17 protein-coding genes are annotated in these 14,913 nt (G+C 55.2%); 5 read left to right on the top strand and 12 right to left on the bottom strand.

The window, feature by feature from the left end:
• Positions 1 to 111: 111 nt before the first annotated feature.
• The 9 genes from IUJ45_RS05545 to IUJ45_RS05585 all read right to left on the bottom strand — a co-directional run bounded on the left by IUJ45_RS05545 (position 112) and on the right by IUJ45_RS05585 (position 6,357).
• Positions 112 to 768 (bottom strand): TIGR01621 family pseudouridine synthase, encoded by a 657-nt coding sequence (locus IUJ45_RS05545; RefSeq protein WP_002223153.1) that lies wholly within the window; start codon positions 766 to 768, stop codon positions 112 to 114.
• Positions 769 to 799: 31 nt separating this feature from the next.
• Positions 800 to 1,312, bottom strand: coding sequence for a pantetheine-phosphate adenylyltransferase (coaD, locus tag IUJ45_RS05550; protein WP_002218149.1), 513 nt, complete (start codon positions 1,310 to 1,312; stop codon positions 800 to 802).
• 123 nt (positions 1,313 to 1,435) lie between these two features.
• A complete protein-coding gene (locus IUJ45_RS05555) occupies positions 1,436 to 2,119 on the bottom strand; it encodes a Bax inhibitor-1 family protein (protein ID WP_002214943.1) in 684 nt (227 codons plus the stop codon).
• Between the two features lie 156 nt (positions 2,120 to 2,275).
• Positions 2,276 to 2,542 carry an oxidative damage protection protein gene (locus tag IUJ45_RS05560; protein ID WP_002223157.1) on the bottom strand — a complete coding sequence of 89 codons (267 nt, stop codon included), beginning with the start codon at positions 2,540 to 2,542 and terminating at the stop codon, positions 2,276 to 2,278.
• 74 nt (positions 2,543 to 2,616) lie between these two features.
• A complete protein-coding gene (rlmH, locus tag IUJ45_RS05565) occupies positions 2,617 to 3,087 on the bottom strand; it encodes a 23S rRNA (pseudouridine(1915)-N(3))-methyltransferase RlmH (protein ID WP_002246502.1) in 471 nt (156 codons plus the stop codon).
• Between the two features lie 53 nt (positions 3,088 to 3,140).
• Complete coding sequence (gene rsfS / locus IUJ45_RS05570; protein ID WP_002246503.1) at positions 3,141 to 3,527, bottom strand: ribosome silencing factor; 387 nt, start codon at positions 3,525 to 3,527, stop codon at positions 3,141 to 3,143.
• 58 nt (positions 3,528 to 3,585) lie between these two features.
• Positions 3,586 to 4,191, bottom strand: a complete 606-nt coding sequence (gene nadD, locus IUJ45_RS05575) for a nicotinate-nucleotide adenylyltransferase (RefSeq protein ID WP_002246504.1) — start codon at positions 4,189 to 4,191, stop codon at positions 3,586 to 3,588.
• The gene (locus IUJ45_RS05580; protein ID WP_002223159.1) at positions 4,188 to 4,787 is read right to left on the bottom strand and encodes a beta-class carbonic anhydrase; all 600 of its coding nucleotides are present in this window, start codon (positions 4,785 to 4,787) and stop codon (positions 4,188 to 4,190) included. The genes nadD and IUJ45_RS05580 overlap by 4 nt, the downstream gene beginning before the upstream one ends.
• Positions 4,788 to 4,815: 28 nt before the next feature.
• Positions 4,816 to 6,357 carry an ABC transporter permease gene (locus IUJ45_RS05585; protein ID WP_002237380.1) on the bottom strand — a complete coding sequence of 514 codons (1,542 nt, stop codon included), beginning with the start codon at positions 6,355 to 6,357 and terminating at the stop codon, positions 4,816 to 4,818.
• A gap of 238 nt (positions 6,358 to 6,595) precedes the next feature.
• Between IUJ45_RS05585 and IUJ45_RS05590 the strand changes: the two genes are divergently transcribed.
• Together IUJ45_RS05590 and IUJ45_RS05595 are read left to right on the top strand one after the other, a co-directional pair.
• Complete coding sequence (locus tag IUJ45_RS05590) at positions 6,596 to 7,981, top strand: GntP family permease (RefSeq protein ID WP_002236226.1); 1,386 nt, start codon at positions 6,596 to 6,598, stop codon at positions 7,979 to 7,981.
• A 19-nt stretch (positions 7,982 to 8,000) separates the two neighbouring features.
• Positions 8,001 to 8,519, top strand: a complete 519-nt coding sequence (locus IUJ45_RS05595) for a gluconokinase, GntK/IdnK-type (RefSeq protein ID WP_002236227.1) — start codon at positions 8,001 to 8,003, stop codon at positions 8,517 to 8,519.
• 338 nt (positions 8,520 to 8,857) lie between these two features.
• Here IUJ45_RS05595 and thrB read toward each other — a convergent pair whose 3' ends face one another.
• Together thrB and ubiG are read right to left on the bottom strand one after the other, a co-directional pair.
• Positions 8,858 to 9,775 (bottom strand): homoserine kinase, encoded by a 918-nt coding sequence (gene thrB, locus IUJ45_RS05600; protein WP_002218156.1) that lies wholly within the window; start codon positions 9,773 to 9,775, stop codon positions 8,858 to 8,860.
• Between the two features lie 36 nt (positions 9,776 to 9,811).
• Positions 9,812 to 10,540: a bifunctional 2-polyprenyl-6-hydroxyphenol methylase/3-demethylubiquinol 3-O-methyltransferase UbiG gene (ubiG, locus tag IUJ45_RS05605; protein ID WP_079887182.1), complete on the bottom strand. Its 729-nt coding sequence runs from the start codon at positions 10,538 to 10,540 to the stop codon at positions 9,812 to 9,814.
• A gap of 167 nt (positions 10,541 to 10,707) precedes the next feature.
• On the opposite strand from ubiG, the gene IUJ45_RS05610 reads away from it, so the two are divergent.
• Genes IUJ45_RS05610 through IUJ45_RS05620 form a run of 3 tightly spaced genes read left to right on the top strand, consistent with a single transcriptional unit; the run spans position 10,708 to position 13,061 of the window.
• Complete coding sequence (locus IUJ45_RS05610; RefSeq protein WP_002249488.1) at positions 10,708 to 11,949, top strand: aromatic amino acid transporter; 1,242 nt, start codon at positions 10,708 to 10,710, stop codon at positions 11,947 to 11,949.
• Positions 11,950 to 12,006: 57 nt separating this feature from the next.
• Positions 12,007 to 12,705 (top strand): glycosyltransferase family 4 protein, encoded by a 699-nt coding sequence (locus IUJ45_RS05615; RefSeq protein WP_244706034.1) that lies wholly within the window; start codon positions 12,007 to 12,009, stop codon positions 12,703 to 12,705.
• On the top strand, positions 12,588 to 13,061 hold the full coding sequence (locus tag IUJ45_RS05620) for a glycosyltransferase family 4 protein (RefSeq protein ID WP_228376090.1): 474 nt from the start codon (positions 12,588 to 12,590) through the stop codon (positions 13,059 to 13,061). The genes IUJ45_RS05615 and IUJ45_RS05620 overlap by 118 nt, the downstream gene beginning before the upstream one ends.
• A 66-nt stretch (positions 13,062 to 13,127) precedes the next feature.
• Here IUJ45_RS05620 and IUJ45_RS05625 read toward each other — a convergent pair whose 3' ends face one another.
• Positions 13,128 to 14,780: an LTA synthase family protein gene (locus tag IUJ45_RS05625; RefSeq protein WP_002226785.1), complete on the bottom strand. Its 1,653-nt coding sequence runs from the start codon at positions 14,778 to 14,780 to the stop codon at positions 13,128 to 13,130.
• Positions 14,781 to 14,913: the final 133 nt, after the last annotated feature.

A 14,913-nucleotide genomic window follows, 5' to 3' on the forward strand; every position in this document is an offset into this window, starting at 1 on the left:
TCTGCAGCAGCGAAGAACCGAACTATACGCCCACAGGGGAAAACGGTCAATACTTTTCTGAAGAAATTTTTTTAAAAATATTTATCTATTTGTTTATAAATTTAATTTATATCAGTCAATTTTATTTTCCATACAGAATTCTTCCAGTGCCCGATGGATATTTTCAGTCTGCCATTCGTTTTTTAAGGGTGCAACAATTTCGATTTGTCGGTTTTGGTAGTCAAATTGTATTTTCCATGCATACAGAAACATGGTTTCGGATTCTGTTCCGCCGTATAAGCTGTCACCCAGAATCGGACTGCCCAAACTTTTCATCGCCACTCTCAATTGGTGCGTTTTGCCCGTATGCGGTTCTAGGATGAACAGCCGCAGTTTTTCGGCGATACTGATGCTGTGGAATCGGGTAACGGCGATATTTTCTGTATTGCGCGTCAACTTCCACATTCCACATCTGGATTTTTCCATTCCGCCTTTAATCCAACCCTGCTTTTTGGACGGCTTGCGGTCGGACAGTGCCAAATAGGTTTTTTTGATGCTTTTGCCGGCAAACTGTCCGCTAAGGGCGGACGCGCTTTCTTTGTTGAGGGCAAACAGTAAAATGCCGCTGGTCTGTTTGTCCAATCGGTGCAGCAGCCACACACGCTCTACGCCCAACTGTATGGCGAGTGTTCGGGCCAGTCCGGTCTCGCCGCTGTCTTGGTGGACGGATATGCCGCCCGGTTTGTTGATGGCGACGAAGTCTTGATGGCGGAACAAAATTTCCAACATATCCATATATGCCTTGCAAAAATAGAAGGGTTCAATTTTCGTGTTGATGTTCGGCAAGGATTTTTTCGTACACAGCTTGCGGCACGTAGCGGTGGATCGTTTCCGTCCAGCCTTCCGGCCCGACCAGTCCTTTGACCATAGTGGACGACACTTCGGCGATTTCGCGCGGCGGCATGAGGAATACGGTGGATATTTCGGGGGCGAGGTCGCTGTTGATATGGCGCATGGAACGTTCGTATTCGTAATCCGAAGCAGAACGGATGCCGCGCACGATGAATCCTGCATCTACCTCACGGGCGTAATGCACCAGAAATCGGTTTTCAAATACATCGGTTCTGACGTTGGGAAACATTTTAGTAATATCGCACAACATATCCTGCCTTTCAGCGACGGTATAGGTGCTGCGTTTGTCGGGGTTAATGCCGATGGCGACGATGAGTTCGTCAAACATAGATTGCGCCTGCCGTATCATCCACAGATGCCCCAATGTGGGCGGATCGAAACTGCCGGCATAAACGGCGCGGCGCGGTGTATTCGGTAACATTTGATTCCTCCCGGCTTCATAGTCGGCTGTGTGTTGGTGCGTGTGCATCCGTATTGTATGCCCAAAGTAAAATGCCGTCTGAAGCATTTTCAGACGGCATAGTCGGACGGCGTTTTACCGGCATCAATCCTCGCCGTTTAAAGACAACAGGATGTTCAGCAGGCTGCTGAAGATGTTGTAAAGCGAGATAAACAGTGTCAGTGCCGCGCTGATGTGGCTGTCTTCGCCGCCGTCGATGACGGTGCGTACCTGCCACATAATCATTAAGGAACTGAACAAGACAAAACCGGCGGAAATGGTCAGGGCGAGTGCGGGAATACCCAAAAACAGATTGGCAACCACGGCGACCATCAGAATGACCGCACCTACGGTCAGGAAGCGTCCGAGCGCGTTCATATCGAGCCGGGTTCGGCGCGCCAAGGCGGACATCGTTAAAAAGACGGCGGCGGTCATCGCGGCGGCAATGCCGACGATTTTCGCACCGTCGGCAATATGGAGCGCGTATTGCAGCACGGGGCCGATCAATACGCCCATACCGAATGTGAATACCATCAGCAGGGTAACGCCGGTATTGCTGTAACGGTTTTTCTCGATGAAGTGGATCATACCGTAGAAAAACGCCAACACGACGGCAAACCCTATCCAGCGCGAACCGAAGGCGGCGTAAAAATTGAAACCGGCATTGGCGGCAAGTGCCGCGCCTGCGGCAGCCGGAATGAATGAAAATCCGAGCAGGCGGTAGGTTTTCTGCAGGACGGTGTTTTTAGAAACCGTATGCGCGGTGTAGTCGTAAACGTCGTGTTGCATATCATCTGCTCCTGAAAGCGCGGTTGGGAATAATGGGGGATTTTAACATTGCCCAATGTCAAAATTTGTCCGGTTGCGTGAAGATAAAGTTGTCCGGCGTATTTTAAAGGCCGTCTGAAGCAGTTTCGGACAGCCTGTGTTCAAAACGGAAAACCGTTATTGCGGAACGTATCCCTGAACGGCATCCGCGCCGTCGCCGAAGAAATACTGCTCCATCTGCTGAGCCAGGTATTCGCGCGCGCGCGGATCGGCAAGGCTTAAGCGGTTTTCGTTAATCAGCATGGTTTGGTGGCGCGTCCACGCCATCCATGCTTCTTGCGATACGTTTTCAAAAATGCGCTTGCCCAATTCGTTGGGAAGCGGTGGGAATTTCATGCCTTCGGCTTCTTTGTTGAGCTTAACGCAAAATACCATGCGTGCCATAGCGGATTCCTTTGCTGTGTGTTCAGAAATAACGGGGTGATTTTAACCGATTAGGGGTACGGACAAAAGCCTTCTTATTCCCGATGATAGGGATGGTTGTGCAGGATGGAGGCGGCGCGGTAGAGCTGCTCGGTCAGAAGGACGCGCACCATGCCGTGCGGCAGGGTGAGGCTGGACAGGCGCATCATTATGCGCGCCTGTTGTTTGAGGCGGTCGGTCATGCCGTCCGCGCCGCCGATGACGAAGCAGACGTGTTCGCCGTTTTGCTGCCAGCTTTTGAGGTGTTCCGCCAGCTCGACGGAGGTCGGTGCTTTGCCGCGTTCGTCAAGAACGACGAGGAACGCGCCTTGCGGAACGGCTTCGAGGATGCGTTTTTCTTCCGCCGCCATACCTTGGGCGGCATTCACGCCCGCGCCGCGTTTTTCGGGTTTGATTTCTTTGAGTGCGTAGGCGACGTCGCGTCCGAAGCGTTTGGCGTATTCGGCGACGGCCTCATCAACCCAGCGCGGCATTTTGGTGCCGACTGCCAAAACGGTAATGTTCAATGCTTTCTCCCTGACAGGAAAATGCCGTCTGAACATTCAGACGGCATCGGGAATCAGTCTGCCGCGTGCCACGGCTTCTGCATTCCGGCGTGGAAACTCGGTTTCTCGCCGCCCCAGAGGGTGTCGATGTCGTAGAAGTCGCGCACGGCAGGGAGCATGACGTGGACGACGAGGTCTCCTGCATCAACCAACGTCCATTCGCCGCTGTCGCCTTCGGTACTGAGGATTTCAAAACCGGCTTCTTTCAAATCGACGGCAACGTTGTTGGCCAGTGCTTTGACTTGGCGGGTACTGTCGCCGCTGGCGATAATCATTCTAGCAAACAGCGAAGTTTTGTCTTGCGTTTCGAGAACGGAAATATCTTTGGCTTTGATGTCTTCGAGGGCGTTGACGGCGACCTCGACCATTTTTTGCAGGTCTTGCAGTTCTTGCTCGTTCATTATGTTCCTAACGGGATGTTTTCAGACGGCATTATAGCCGTTCCTTACTGATTTGACTTTATTTTTCATACAAACCGTGTTCGCGGATGTAGCGTGCGGCGGCAGGCGGGATGCCGTCTGAAACGCCTTGGCCGGCAAGGTTGTGGCGGATTTCCGTTGACGACACATTATGCATCGGGGCGGACAAGATGCGGACGCTGCCGTCCTGAAGGGACTTGCCCAGCCATGCGTGCAGTTCGCCCGGCATTTTGTGCAGGCTGTCGCCCTGCCTCATGGCGACGGCGATATTGGTTTCGCGCACGAGCATCTGCCATTTTTTCCATGTATGCAGCTTCATCAGGCTGTCGCTGCCCATCAGCCACCAGAGTTGCGCCGAGGGGAACTGCTGGCGGAAAATTTGGACGGTGTCGAAAGTATAAGTCTCGCCGTGACGGACGATGTCGCAGTCGCTGACGGCAAAACGCGCGTCTTCTGCCGTCGCCAGTTCGACCATGGCAAGGCGGTCGGCGGCGGAAGCGGAGGCGGCATCTTTGTGGTACGGGCCGCCTGCCGGCAGGAAAACAACCGCGTCCAAGCCGATTTCGTCGGCAAAGGCGCGGGCGATGTGGAGATGCCCGTTGTGTATCGGGTCGAAAGTGCCGCCGAACAGTCCGATTTTCTTCATGATGTTTCCATTCCTTCCGATAAGTCCATGCCGTCTGAAACACTGCCGTCCACAACCAGCGTCAGTTTGCCGGTAACGGGATGGATGACCAATCCGTGAACGGCAATATGGCGCGGCATCAGCGGATGGTTACGGATAAGGTCCACCGTGTGGCGCACGCTGTCTTCGACGTTGTCGAAACCGGTCAGCCAGCCGTCGAGGTCGATACCGGCATAACGCAGGGTTTCGATACGGTCTTCGGGAATCCGGCTTTCCCGGACGCGCCCGAGGAATTCTTCGGCATTCAGCCCCTGCATACCGCAATCGTGATGGGCGATGACCATAATCTCTCTGACCTTCAATTCAAACACGGCAACCAAAAGGCTCCGCATCACCGAACCCCACGGGTGCGTAACCAGCGCGCCGGCATTTTTAATCAGCTTGGCATCGCCGTTTTTCAAACCCAACGCGTCGGGCAGCAGCCCGATAATCCGCGCATCCATACAGGACAAAACCGCCAGCCCGCGTTCGGGGTATTTGTCGGTAAAGTATTTTTCATATTCGCCCGATTCGACAAACTGCCGGTTGTGGGCAAGGATGTTATCCAACTCGCTCATTTTGCCGTCCTCTGAAAAAGGGTTCGCATTATAACGTTTCCGTCCGTTTTCCGCCTTCGCCGCCGTCCAACAGCAGGAAAATGCACACCGCAAATGCCGACAACAGCAATGTCAACACCATTGCCCGCGCATAATTATCCTCACCCGCACGCCCCAAATAGGCATAAATCAAAGTCGTCAACGTCTGCCATTCCGGACGCGACAGGAACAATGTCGCCGCAAATTCGCCCACACACGTCGCCGCCGCCAAAGTCAGACCGCGCCGCAACGCCGGTTTCAAGAGGGGGAGTGTAATACGGCATGCCGTCTGAAAGCCGTTTGCACCCAAACCCGCCGCCGCCCTGCCGTAATCCGGCGGCAGTGCATCCCAGGCTGATAAAACATCTTTTGCCACAAACGGATACGCCAGCAGCGCATACATCGCCAGCAGCAACGGCAACGAAGCCGTCCACCCCGGATAAAGCAGCAGCACGCCCGCCGAAACACAAACCGGCGACACCATAAACGGCAAAAACATCAGCCCGCGCATCCACGCTGACCGCCGCGCCGCCGCCGCATACACCACACCCAAAACCGCCGCCGCAAACACCGCCGCCGCCGAGAAGCGCAAAGTATTCCACACTGCCTGCCTCGTTTCACTTTCCATTAACACACGCCACGATTCGCCGGCCGACCACGCTTTCACAACAATTGCCAACAAAGGAAACAGGCAGCACACAGACAACACCGCCGCCGCAAACGCCAGCAGCACATATCCCCCGACCGACTGCGGCGGCGACGGCATCACGGGTGAAACCGCCTTATCCGAAACCGCGCGCCTGCCGAACCACGCATACAGCAACCCTGCCGCCGCCGTTACCCCCAACACCAGCCACACCAGTGCCGAAGCCCCCGCCATATCGAGTTCGAACATGACCAACTGGTAAATTTCCACTTCGACCGTGGCATAACGGCTGCCGCCCAGCAGCAATGCCAGCCCGAACCCCGAAAAACAATACAGGAAGACAAGGCACACGCCGCCGGCAAGCCACGGGCGCAAAACGGGCATTTCAATGTCCCAAAACCGCCGCCACGCCCCCGCGCCCAACGTCCGTGCCGTCTGAAGCCGTGCCGCAGGCACTTGCACAAACCCCTGATACGCCGCCCTGACCAACACAGGAAGGTTGAAAAACACATTGCCGTACAACAACAGATACGGCGTATCCTGCCGTCCGCGCCACAACAGGCCGTCCGCCCCGAACAGAGCCAGCACGCCCACGCCCGCCACCAACGTGGGCATCACAAAAGGCAGCATCAGCAGGCGCAGCACCAAAGCCCGCCCCGGAAACGCCAGCCGCGCCAGCACCCACGCGACAGGCACGCCCAAAGGCAGCACCAGCACACAGGTTGCCGCTGCCTGAAATACCGTCCACGCCAAACGTTTGAGCATATAGGCATCCGACAGCACCGCGCGCCACGCCAAACCGTCATACGCCGCCACCGCCCACAAAGGCGCAACGACCATTACCGCCAAAAAAGCCGAAGGCAGCAGGGCAAAAGCACCCCATACCGCCCAACGCCGTCCATCCATCGCCTTCCCCACTTGAAACACTGATGTTGCGATTGTACCCAAAAGCCCCACATACCGTATATTTCAATCCGACTACATACCGTATCCGCCTTCCTCCCGCCGTCTGAAATAAATCGTTCAAATAAACAGGAATATAACTTCAGACAAACAACTTACCGCCCGATTTGTGCTATCGTTTTCGCACAACTTAAAAAAACCTGACAATTTTGTACTTTTATTACAGAGAAAGGCTTTACAAATGGACGGCTGGACACAGACGCTGTCCGCGCAAACCCTGTTGGGCATTTCGGCGGCGGCAATCATCCTCATTCTGATTTTAATCGTCAAATTCCGCATCCACGCGCTGCTGACACTGGTCATCGTCAGCCTGCTGACGGCTTTGGCAACCGGTTTGCCCACAGGCAGCATTGTCAACGACGTACTGGTCAAAAACTTCGGCGGCACGCTCGGCGGCGTGGCGCTTCTGGTCGGCCTGGGCGCGATGCTCGGACGTCTGGTCGAAACATCCGGCGGCGCACAGTCGCTGGCGGACGCGCTGATCCGGATGTTCGGCGAAAAACGCGCACCGTTCGCGCTGGGCGTTGCCTCGCTGATTTTCGGCTTCCCGATTTTCTTCGATGCCGGACTAATCGTCATGCTGCCCATCGTGTTCGCCACCGCACGGCGCATGAAACAGGACGTACTGCCCTTCGCGCTTGCCTCCATCGGCGCATTTTCCGTCATGCACGTCTTCCTGCCGCCCCATCCGGGCCCGATTGCCGCTTCCGAATTTTACGGCGCGAACATCGGCCAAGTTTTGATTTTGGGTCTGCCGACCGCCTTCATCACATGGTATTTCAGCGGCTATATGCTCGGCAAAGTGTTGGGGCGCACCATCCATGTTCCCGTTCCCGAACTGCTCAGCGGCGGCACGCAAGACAACGACCTGCCGAAAGAACCTGCCAAAGCAGGAACGGTCGTCGCCATCATGCTGATTCCCATGCTGCTGATTTTCCTGAATACCGGCGTATCGGCCCTCATCAGCGAAAAACTCGTAAGTGCGGACGAAACCTGGGTTCAGACGGCAAAAATAATCGGTTCGACACCGATCGCCCTTCTGATTTCCGTATTGGTCGCACTGTTTGTCTTGGGACGCAAACGCGGCGAAAGCGGCAGCGCATTGGAAAAAACCGTGGACGGCGCACTCGCCCCCGTCTGTTCCGTGATTCTGATTACCGGCGCGGGCGGTATGTTCGGCGGCGTTTTGCGCGCTTCCGGCATCGGCAAGGCACTCGCCGACAGCATGGCGGATTTGGGCATTCCCGTCCTTTTGGGCTGTTTCCTTGTCGCCTTGGCACTGCGTATCGCGCAAGGTTCGGCAACCGTCGCCCTGACCACCGCCGCCGCGCTGATGGCTCCTGCCGTTACCGCCGCCGGCTTTACCGACTGGCAGCTCGCCTGTATCGTATTGGCAACGGCGGCAGGTTCGGTCGGTTGCAGCCACTTCAACGACTCCGGCTTCTGGCTGGTCGGCCGCCTCTTGGACATGGACGTACCGACCACGCTGAAAACCTGGACGGTCAACCAAACCCTCATCGCACTCATCGGCTTTGCCTTGTCCGCACTGCTGTTCGCCATCGTCTGACAGACGGAAAGGATAGTAAATGACTACGCATTTTGTCGTTATGGGCGTATGCGGCTGCGGCAAGACCACCGCCGCGCTGTCCCTGCAGAAACACCTCGGTCAATGTCCCCATGCCGAAGGCGACGAGTTCCACACCCAAGCCAACCGCGACAAGATGGGCGCGGGTATTCCGCTGACCGATGAAGACCGCTATCCGTGGTTGGGCAATCTGCGCGACTGGATGACGCAACAGGCGCAAAACGGTGCGAACCACACCATCGTAACCTGTTCCGCCCTCAAACGCGGCTACCGCGACATTCTGCGCGGAGCCGAAGGCAAAGCTGCTTTCATCCACCTCAGTCCGCCGCAAGACATCAACCTCGAGCGCATGATGTCGCGCAAAGGACATTACATGAAAGCAGGGATGCTCGATTCGCAACTGGAAATCCTCGAGGAACTGGGCGAAGGCGAATACGGGGTCAAAATCGCCAACCCCGGCACGCCCGAAGCGGTCGAAGCCGATATTCTGAACTGGGTTGCCTCGGAAAACCTGCTTTGAAGCAATATGCCGTCTGAAGCCCGACACAGGATGGGTTTCAGACGGCATAAACATCGGGAACAGAATGGATTACATTGATTTATAGTGGATTAACAAAAACCAGTACAGCGTTGCCTCGCCTTAGCTCAAAGAGAACGATTCTCTAAGGTGCTGAAGCACCGAGTGAATCGGTTCCGTACTATCTGTACTGTCTTCGGCTTCGTCGCCTTGTCCTGATTTTTGTTAATCCACTATAAAATGGAAAATACCCGGCTATCGTCTCATTTTCGTTTTAATCAGCCATAAAAATGCCGTCTGAAACCCTTTCAGACGGCATTTCTGTCAAACGCCGGACGCACTCAACCCAAACTCAACAGCAGGTTGCGGAACGCGTTCGGGTCTTTGATAAACGTCATCTCGCCCGCCTGCGGAAAATGAAAATCCAACAGGCGCGACACCCAAAAACGGATGCAGCCTGCACGTTGGGCGGTCGGGAAATACGCCTTTTCTTCGGCACTCAAGGGGCGCACGCCCTCATAACCGCCGATAAACGCCTTTTTCAACGCCTCATCCAACTTATTGTCCGCCGTCCTTGCCCAATCGTTGACCGCAATCGCCAAGTCATACATAAAATTGCCCCGGCAGGCATAATAGAAATCGATGAAGCCCGATACCTGACCGCCGTCAAGCAACACATTGTCTTTAAACAGGTCGGCGTGGATGATGCCCGAAGGCAGATGATTGCCGAGATTGTCCTTCAGCGCATCGATTTCGGAACACAGCAGCGCGGCATCGTCTTGCGACAGGACGGGCAGCAGCCGGGCGCACGCCTCCGTCCACCACGCATTGTAACGCGGGTTTTCCATTTCCAAAGGGAAATCGGCGGCGGCAAGGTGCATTTTCGCCAACATCGCGCCGGTATGGAAACACTGCTCAGCCGTCGGCAGCGCGGTATCCGAACCTTTCAGGCAGGCAACCAAACAAGCCGGCTTGCCCGCCAAAACGGAATCAAGCCGGCCGTCTTTGCGCGCAACCGGCGCGGCAACCGCCACGCCCTTCATACTCAAATGCCGGTTAAGCTCCAGAAAAAACGGCAGCTCTTCCTGTTTCAACACTTCAAACACGGTCAGCACATAACGTCCCGAAGTTGTCGTCAGAAAATAATTGCTGTTGGTAATCCCCTGCGCGATGCCCTGCAGGGAAACAAATTCCCCCAAATCGTAACCGCTCAGGAAGCCGCGCATTTCATCATCGGAAACACTGGTATAGACAGACATATCAACTCACTTGCTCAAAAACGGGCAAACCCGCCGTCAGAACGCCGGACGGCAGGCAAACATATAATTCACATCGGTCGAATCGCACAGGGCATAAGTTTGCGACAACACATGGTAAGTCATACCCTTCGTATCCGCCACATCCAAGCCTGCCTGACGGCACATTCGCGCCAGCTCGGCAGGTGCGATGAATTTTTTCCAGTCGTGCGTGCCTTTGGGGACAAACTTCAACAGATATTCCGCCGCCACAATCAGATGCAGGTACGATTTCGGGTTTTTATTGATGGTGGAAAAAAACACCATGCCGTCCGGTTTGACCAGATTGGCACAAGCACGCACGATGGCGGCGGGATCGGGGACGTGTTCCATCATTTCCATGCACGTTACCACATCGAACGAGTGCGGTTCCGCCTCGGCAAGGTCTTCCACGCGGATACATTCGTATTCGATATCGGCGACATTGTTCAAAGCCGCGTGCAGGCGGGCGGTTTCCAGCGACTGCTCCGCCATGTCGATGCCCTTGACAAACGCCGCGCCGCGCCGCGCCATGCTTTCCGCAAGAATGCCGCCGCCACAGCCTACATCCAAAACCCGTTTGCCGCGCAAATCCGCGTGTCCGTCGATATAATTGAGCCGGAGCGGATTGATGTCGTGCAAGGTTTTGAACTCGCCCGACTTGTCCCACCATTTGTCGGCAATCCGGCTGAATTTGGCGATTTCCTCTGCGTCCACATTATATTTTCTGTCAGACATCCTGCCTCCCATCATTCAAAAACACGGCGGCGTCCGCCGTTGCCCAAAAGGAAAAAGATTATACTATGGAACGTCATGCCGTCTGAACAGACTTTCAGACGGCATGACTGCAAACATCTTACAGCCCCCCGCACTTTACGGCATAATGGCGGCCACGCTTTTCGTCAGAAAGATAAAATATGCCCACCAAAACCCCTTCACTGTTCGGCGGCGCGATGATTATCGCCGGCACGGTCATCGGCGCAGGTATGCTCGCCAACCCCACCGCCACCTCCGGCGTATGGTTTGCCGGCTCGCTGGCCGTGTTGCTGTACACCTGGTTTTCTATGCTTTCCAGCGGCCTGATGATTTTGGAAGTCAACACCCACTACCCCCACGGCGCAAGCTTCGACACCATGGTCAAAGACCTGCTCGGGCGCGGCTGGAACATCATCAACGGCATCGCCGTCGCCTTCGTTTTATACCTGCTCACCTACGCCTACATCTTCGTTGGCGGCGACCTGACCGCCAAAGGCTTAGGCAGCGCGGCAGGCGGCGACGTTTCACTCACCGTCGGACAACTCGTCTTCTTCGGCATTCTCGCCTTTTGCGTATGGGCATCCGCACGCTTGGTCGACCGATTCACCAGCGTCCTCATCGGCGGCATGGTATTAACCTTTATTTGGGCAACCGGCGGCCTGATTGCCGATGCCAAACTGCCCGTCCTCTTCGACACCCAAGCCCCTACCGGCACAAACTACTGGATTTACGCCGCCACCGCCCTGCCCGTCTGCCTCGCTTCCTTCGGCTTCCACGGCAACGTCTCCAGCCTGCTCAAATACTTTAAAGGCGACGCGCCCAAAGTGGCGAAATCCATCTGGACGGGCACACTGATTGCGCTGGTGATTTACGTCCTCTGGCAAACCGCCATCCAAGGCAACCTGCCGCGCAACGAGTTCGCCCCCGTCATCGCCGCCGAAGGGCAAGTCTCCGTCCTCATCGAAACCCTGTCCAAATTCGCCCAAACCGGCAATATGGATAAAATATTGTCCCTGTTTTCCTATATGGCGATCGCCACCTCGTTTTTAGGCGTAACGCTCGGACTCTTCGACTACATCGCCGACATCTTCAAATGGAACGACAGCATCTCCGGCCGCACCAAAACCGCCGCGCTGACCTTCCTGCCGCCTCTAATTTCCTGCCTGCTCTTCCCCACCGGTTTCGTTACCGCCATCGGCTACGTCGGCCTGGCGGCAACCGTCTGGACAGGCATCATCCCCGCCATGCTGCTCTATCGTTCGCGCAAAAAATTCGGCGCAGGCAAAACCTATAAAGTTTACGGCGGCTTGTGGCTGATGGTTTGGGTCTTCCTTTTCGGCATCGTCAACATCGCCGCACAGGTATTGAGCCAAATGGAACTCGTCCCCGTATTTAAAGGATAAAGGCAAAATGCCGTCTGAAGCCCTGTTCAGACAGCCTTACGACATTCGGAAAATCATATGGAACTCAAAATAGACATTGCAACCAACAACTTCAAACACGGCGGCGGCACGGAACGCTACACATTGGATTTGGTAAAGGGTCTGAACAGACAAAACATCACACCGGCCGTTTATGCGACGAAATTTGATCACGGCATTCCTGAATACGCCATGATCGAACCCCATCTTGTCGATCAACACCGGATGCTGAAAAAACTACGCTCATTCCTCTTTTCAAGTCGGCTCGCTCAAACCAGAAAAAACAGTGCCGCCAAACTGATTGCCTGCCACCACGCCGATTACGCCGACCTCCTCATCTGCGGCGGCACACACTTGGGCTACCTGCACCATATGGCGCAAAAACCGAACCTGCTCGACCGTCTCGCCATACGCCGCAACCGCAGCAACTACGCCACCGCCAAACTGATTATGGCGCATTCCCATATGATGCGGCGCGAACTGGTCGGACTGTACGGCGTTCCCCCTGAAAGAATCCAAGTCGCCCCCCCCCCGCAGATACGGAACGCTTCTTTCCACAACCCGGAGAAACTGCCGACCTGCGCGCCAAATACGGCTTTGCCGACCATGAAACCGTTTTCCTGTTCCCATCGACCGGCCACACGCGCAAAGGTCTGGAACTGCTTGCCGACTTTTTCGAACATACCGGCCTGCCCGTCAAGCTTGCCGTTGTCGGCTCCCCGCTCCCCCGCCCTATGAAAAACGTCGTCGGACTGGGCTTCTGCACCGATATGCCCGAACTCTACCGCGCCGCCGACTTTACCATTATGGCATCCCTGTACGAACCCTTCGGGCTGGTCGGTGTCGAATCCGTCCTATGCGGCACACGCGTCGTCCTCTCCGAAAACATGGCATGTACAGAGGTCATGAACGAAGAAGCCGGATTCTTTTTCTCACGCCAAAACCCGGAAACCCTGGCGCAAGCCGTTGCCCAAGCCGTCAGCCTTAAAAAACAGGGCGGACACCGCCTGTCCGACCCGATGCGTGCACTGAACTACAACCCGTCCCTGTCGCACCACATCGACCGACTGACCGACATGCTGGCATCCGTATAACAAAATGCCGTCTGAACGAGTTTTCAGACGGCATTTTTGCAACCGTTGCAGCCGTGCGGCAAAAAGCTAACGGACAATTTTCAAAACGTCGTACAGATAGTTCCGATAGTCTCCGACCAGTTTCCGGTTCGGGCAGTCTTCCAACCCTCCGCCGCACAAACCGCGCATCGCCATATTCGCACGCATGAAGCCGTCTTTGGCTTCCAGACCAGCCGCCTCCATCAGCACGCCGCCTGCAAAGGCAAGGTCGAGGAAATCCTGCCGCTGTACGAATCCGCCGGCAATATTGCTCCTGACGGCAAACTGCGTTACATAATCCGGCTGCGCGTAATCCCATTTCTTCCTGACGGACACGCCCTCAAACGGTACCTGATGATCGCCGAAATAACCGAAAACAAAGGGTTTGCCGCGTTCGTGCAGATAACGGTCGAAACTTTCCACCGCTTTGTCCAAATCGGCAATGCGCCCGATGTAGTCGTTAAGCGCGGATACGGTTTTCGCATTCAAATCAGGTGCATCCAAATCAAACACATTGTCGGTATCCGTCCGATACGGCCCGTGCTCCTTCATGGTCAGCACATATACGAACATCGGCTGCCGCACGTTTTCCAAATCGGGATGGCGTTTTTCGAGAATCATCCGCGCATACTGCATCATTTCCTCGCTGGAAATATGCCACAGGTTTTTGCCCATCGGCGCGGGATAGCCCAAATCTTGCGGCTGAAACATCAGATTAAAGCCGAAATGGTCGTATGCTGCCTTGGCATTGTAGTTGCCCTTGGTAAACGGCGAGAGCGCCACGCAAAAATAACCGTGTTCGCGCAGGTTGCGGACCAAACCGGTCTGCAAATGCGGTACGACCGAGTAAAACACGCCGCTTGCCAACGCGCCGAAATCCGTGGACGGAACACCCGCTAAAAACGCAAATTCGGACTTCCACGTTGCGCCGCCGAAAGTATGCACGCGCAAAGGTGAGAAAAATACGGTATCTTCCTGCCGTCCGAACATTTTCAAATCGGGAATCTTGGCGGCGGCAAAGTCGAAACAGTGCGGATCGAGCGTCGATTCCATCAGGGTAACGACAATATCGGGTTTTTCATCCGAACTGCCGCGCAAAGGAGGTTCAGACGGCATCTGTTTGGCAAACCCCTCTCCGTCGCCCTCGAACACGGGTACTTGGAAAAACACCGCACGACAGGACATCGGCAGGTTCAAAAACACGTCGCGCCCGTCGTCCGGCAGCGAGTCCAGCCACGTCTTTACCGCGCCGGGGTGCTTGGAAAAATGCCGCATCAACGCAAACGATGCCGCAAACAACGCCGCGCCCGCCCAACGCCACGGCACACCCAAAGTATCCGCACCGCTCCAGCCGAAAACCGCATATGCCGCCAAAGCCAGCAGCCCCGCCATACCGATAACCGCTTCCTTATAGTGGAACAGCGTTTCCCAATTCCTCCAGTCGGCAATCAGCAAAAAGTCGGAAATCAACAGCGGCTGTTTGTAATAATGGATTTTCAACCTGTGGAACAGTATCAGCACCACAAACCAGACCGAAGCGAAATTCAAGGCGCGCTGCCACTGAGCCGTCAACATCAGCATACCGCCCGCCAAAAAGACAAACAGCGCGGATGCGAAAAAATACGTCCAACGGTAGTGCGACCTGATAATCAGCACCAACGCCGCCGTTACAAACAAAAATAGGAAAACATAGGCAACCATCCCGCCCCACTCCTCAAAACGGCACACCTGAGCCGTTGCGAATTATTATCGAAAGCGTGCATTATAATGCAGCACAGGCGCATCACTGCCGATATTTCAGTATAATTATTCGAGATGGAATCACTGAAAATGG

The organism is Neisseria meningitidis (assembly GCF_022869645.1).
Taxonomy (GTDB): Bacteria; Pseudomonadota; Gammaproteobacteria; order Burkholderiales; family Neisseriaceae; genus Neisseria; species Neisseria meningitidis.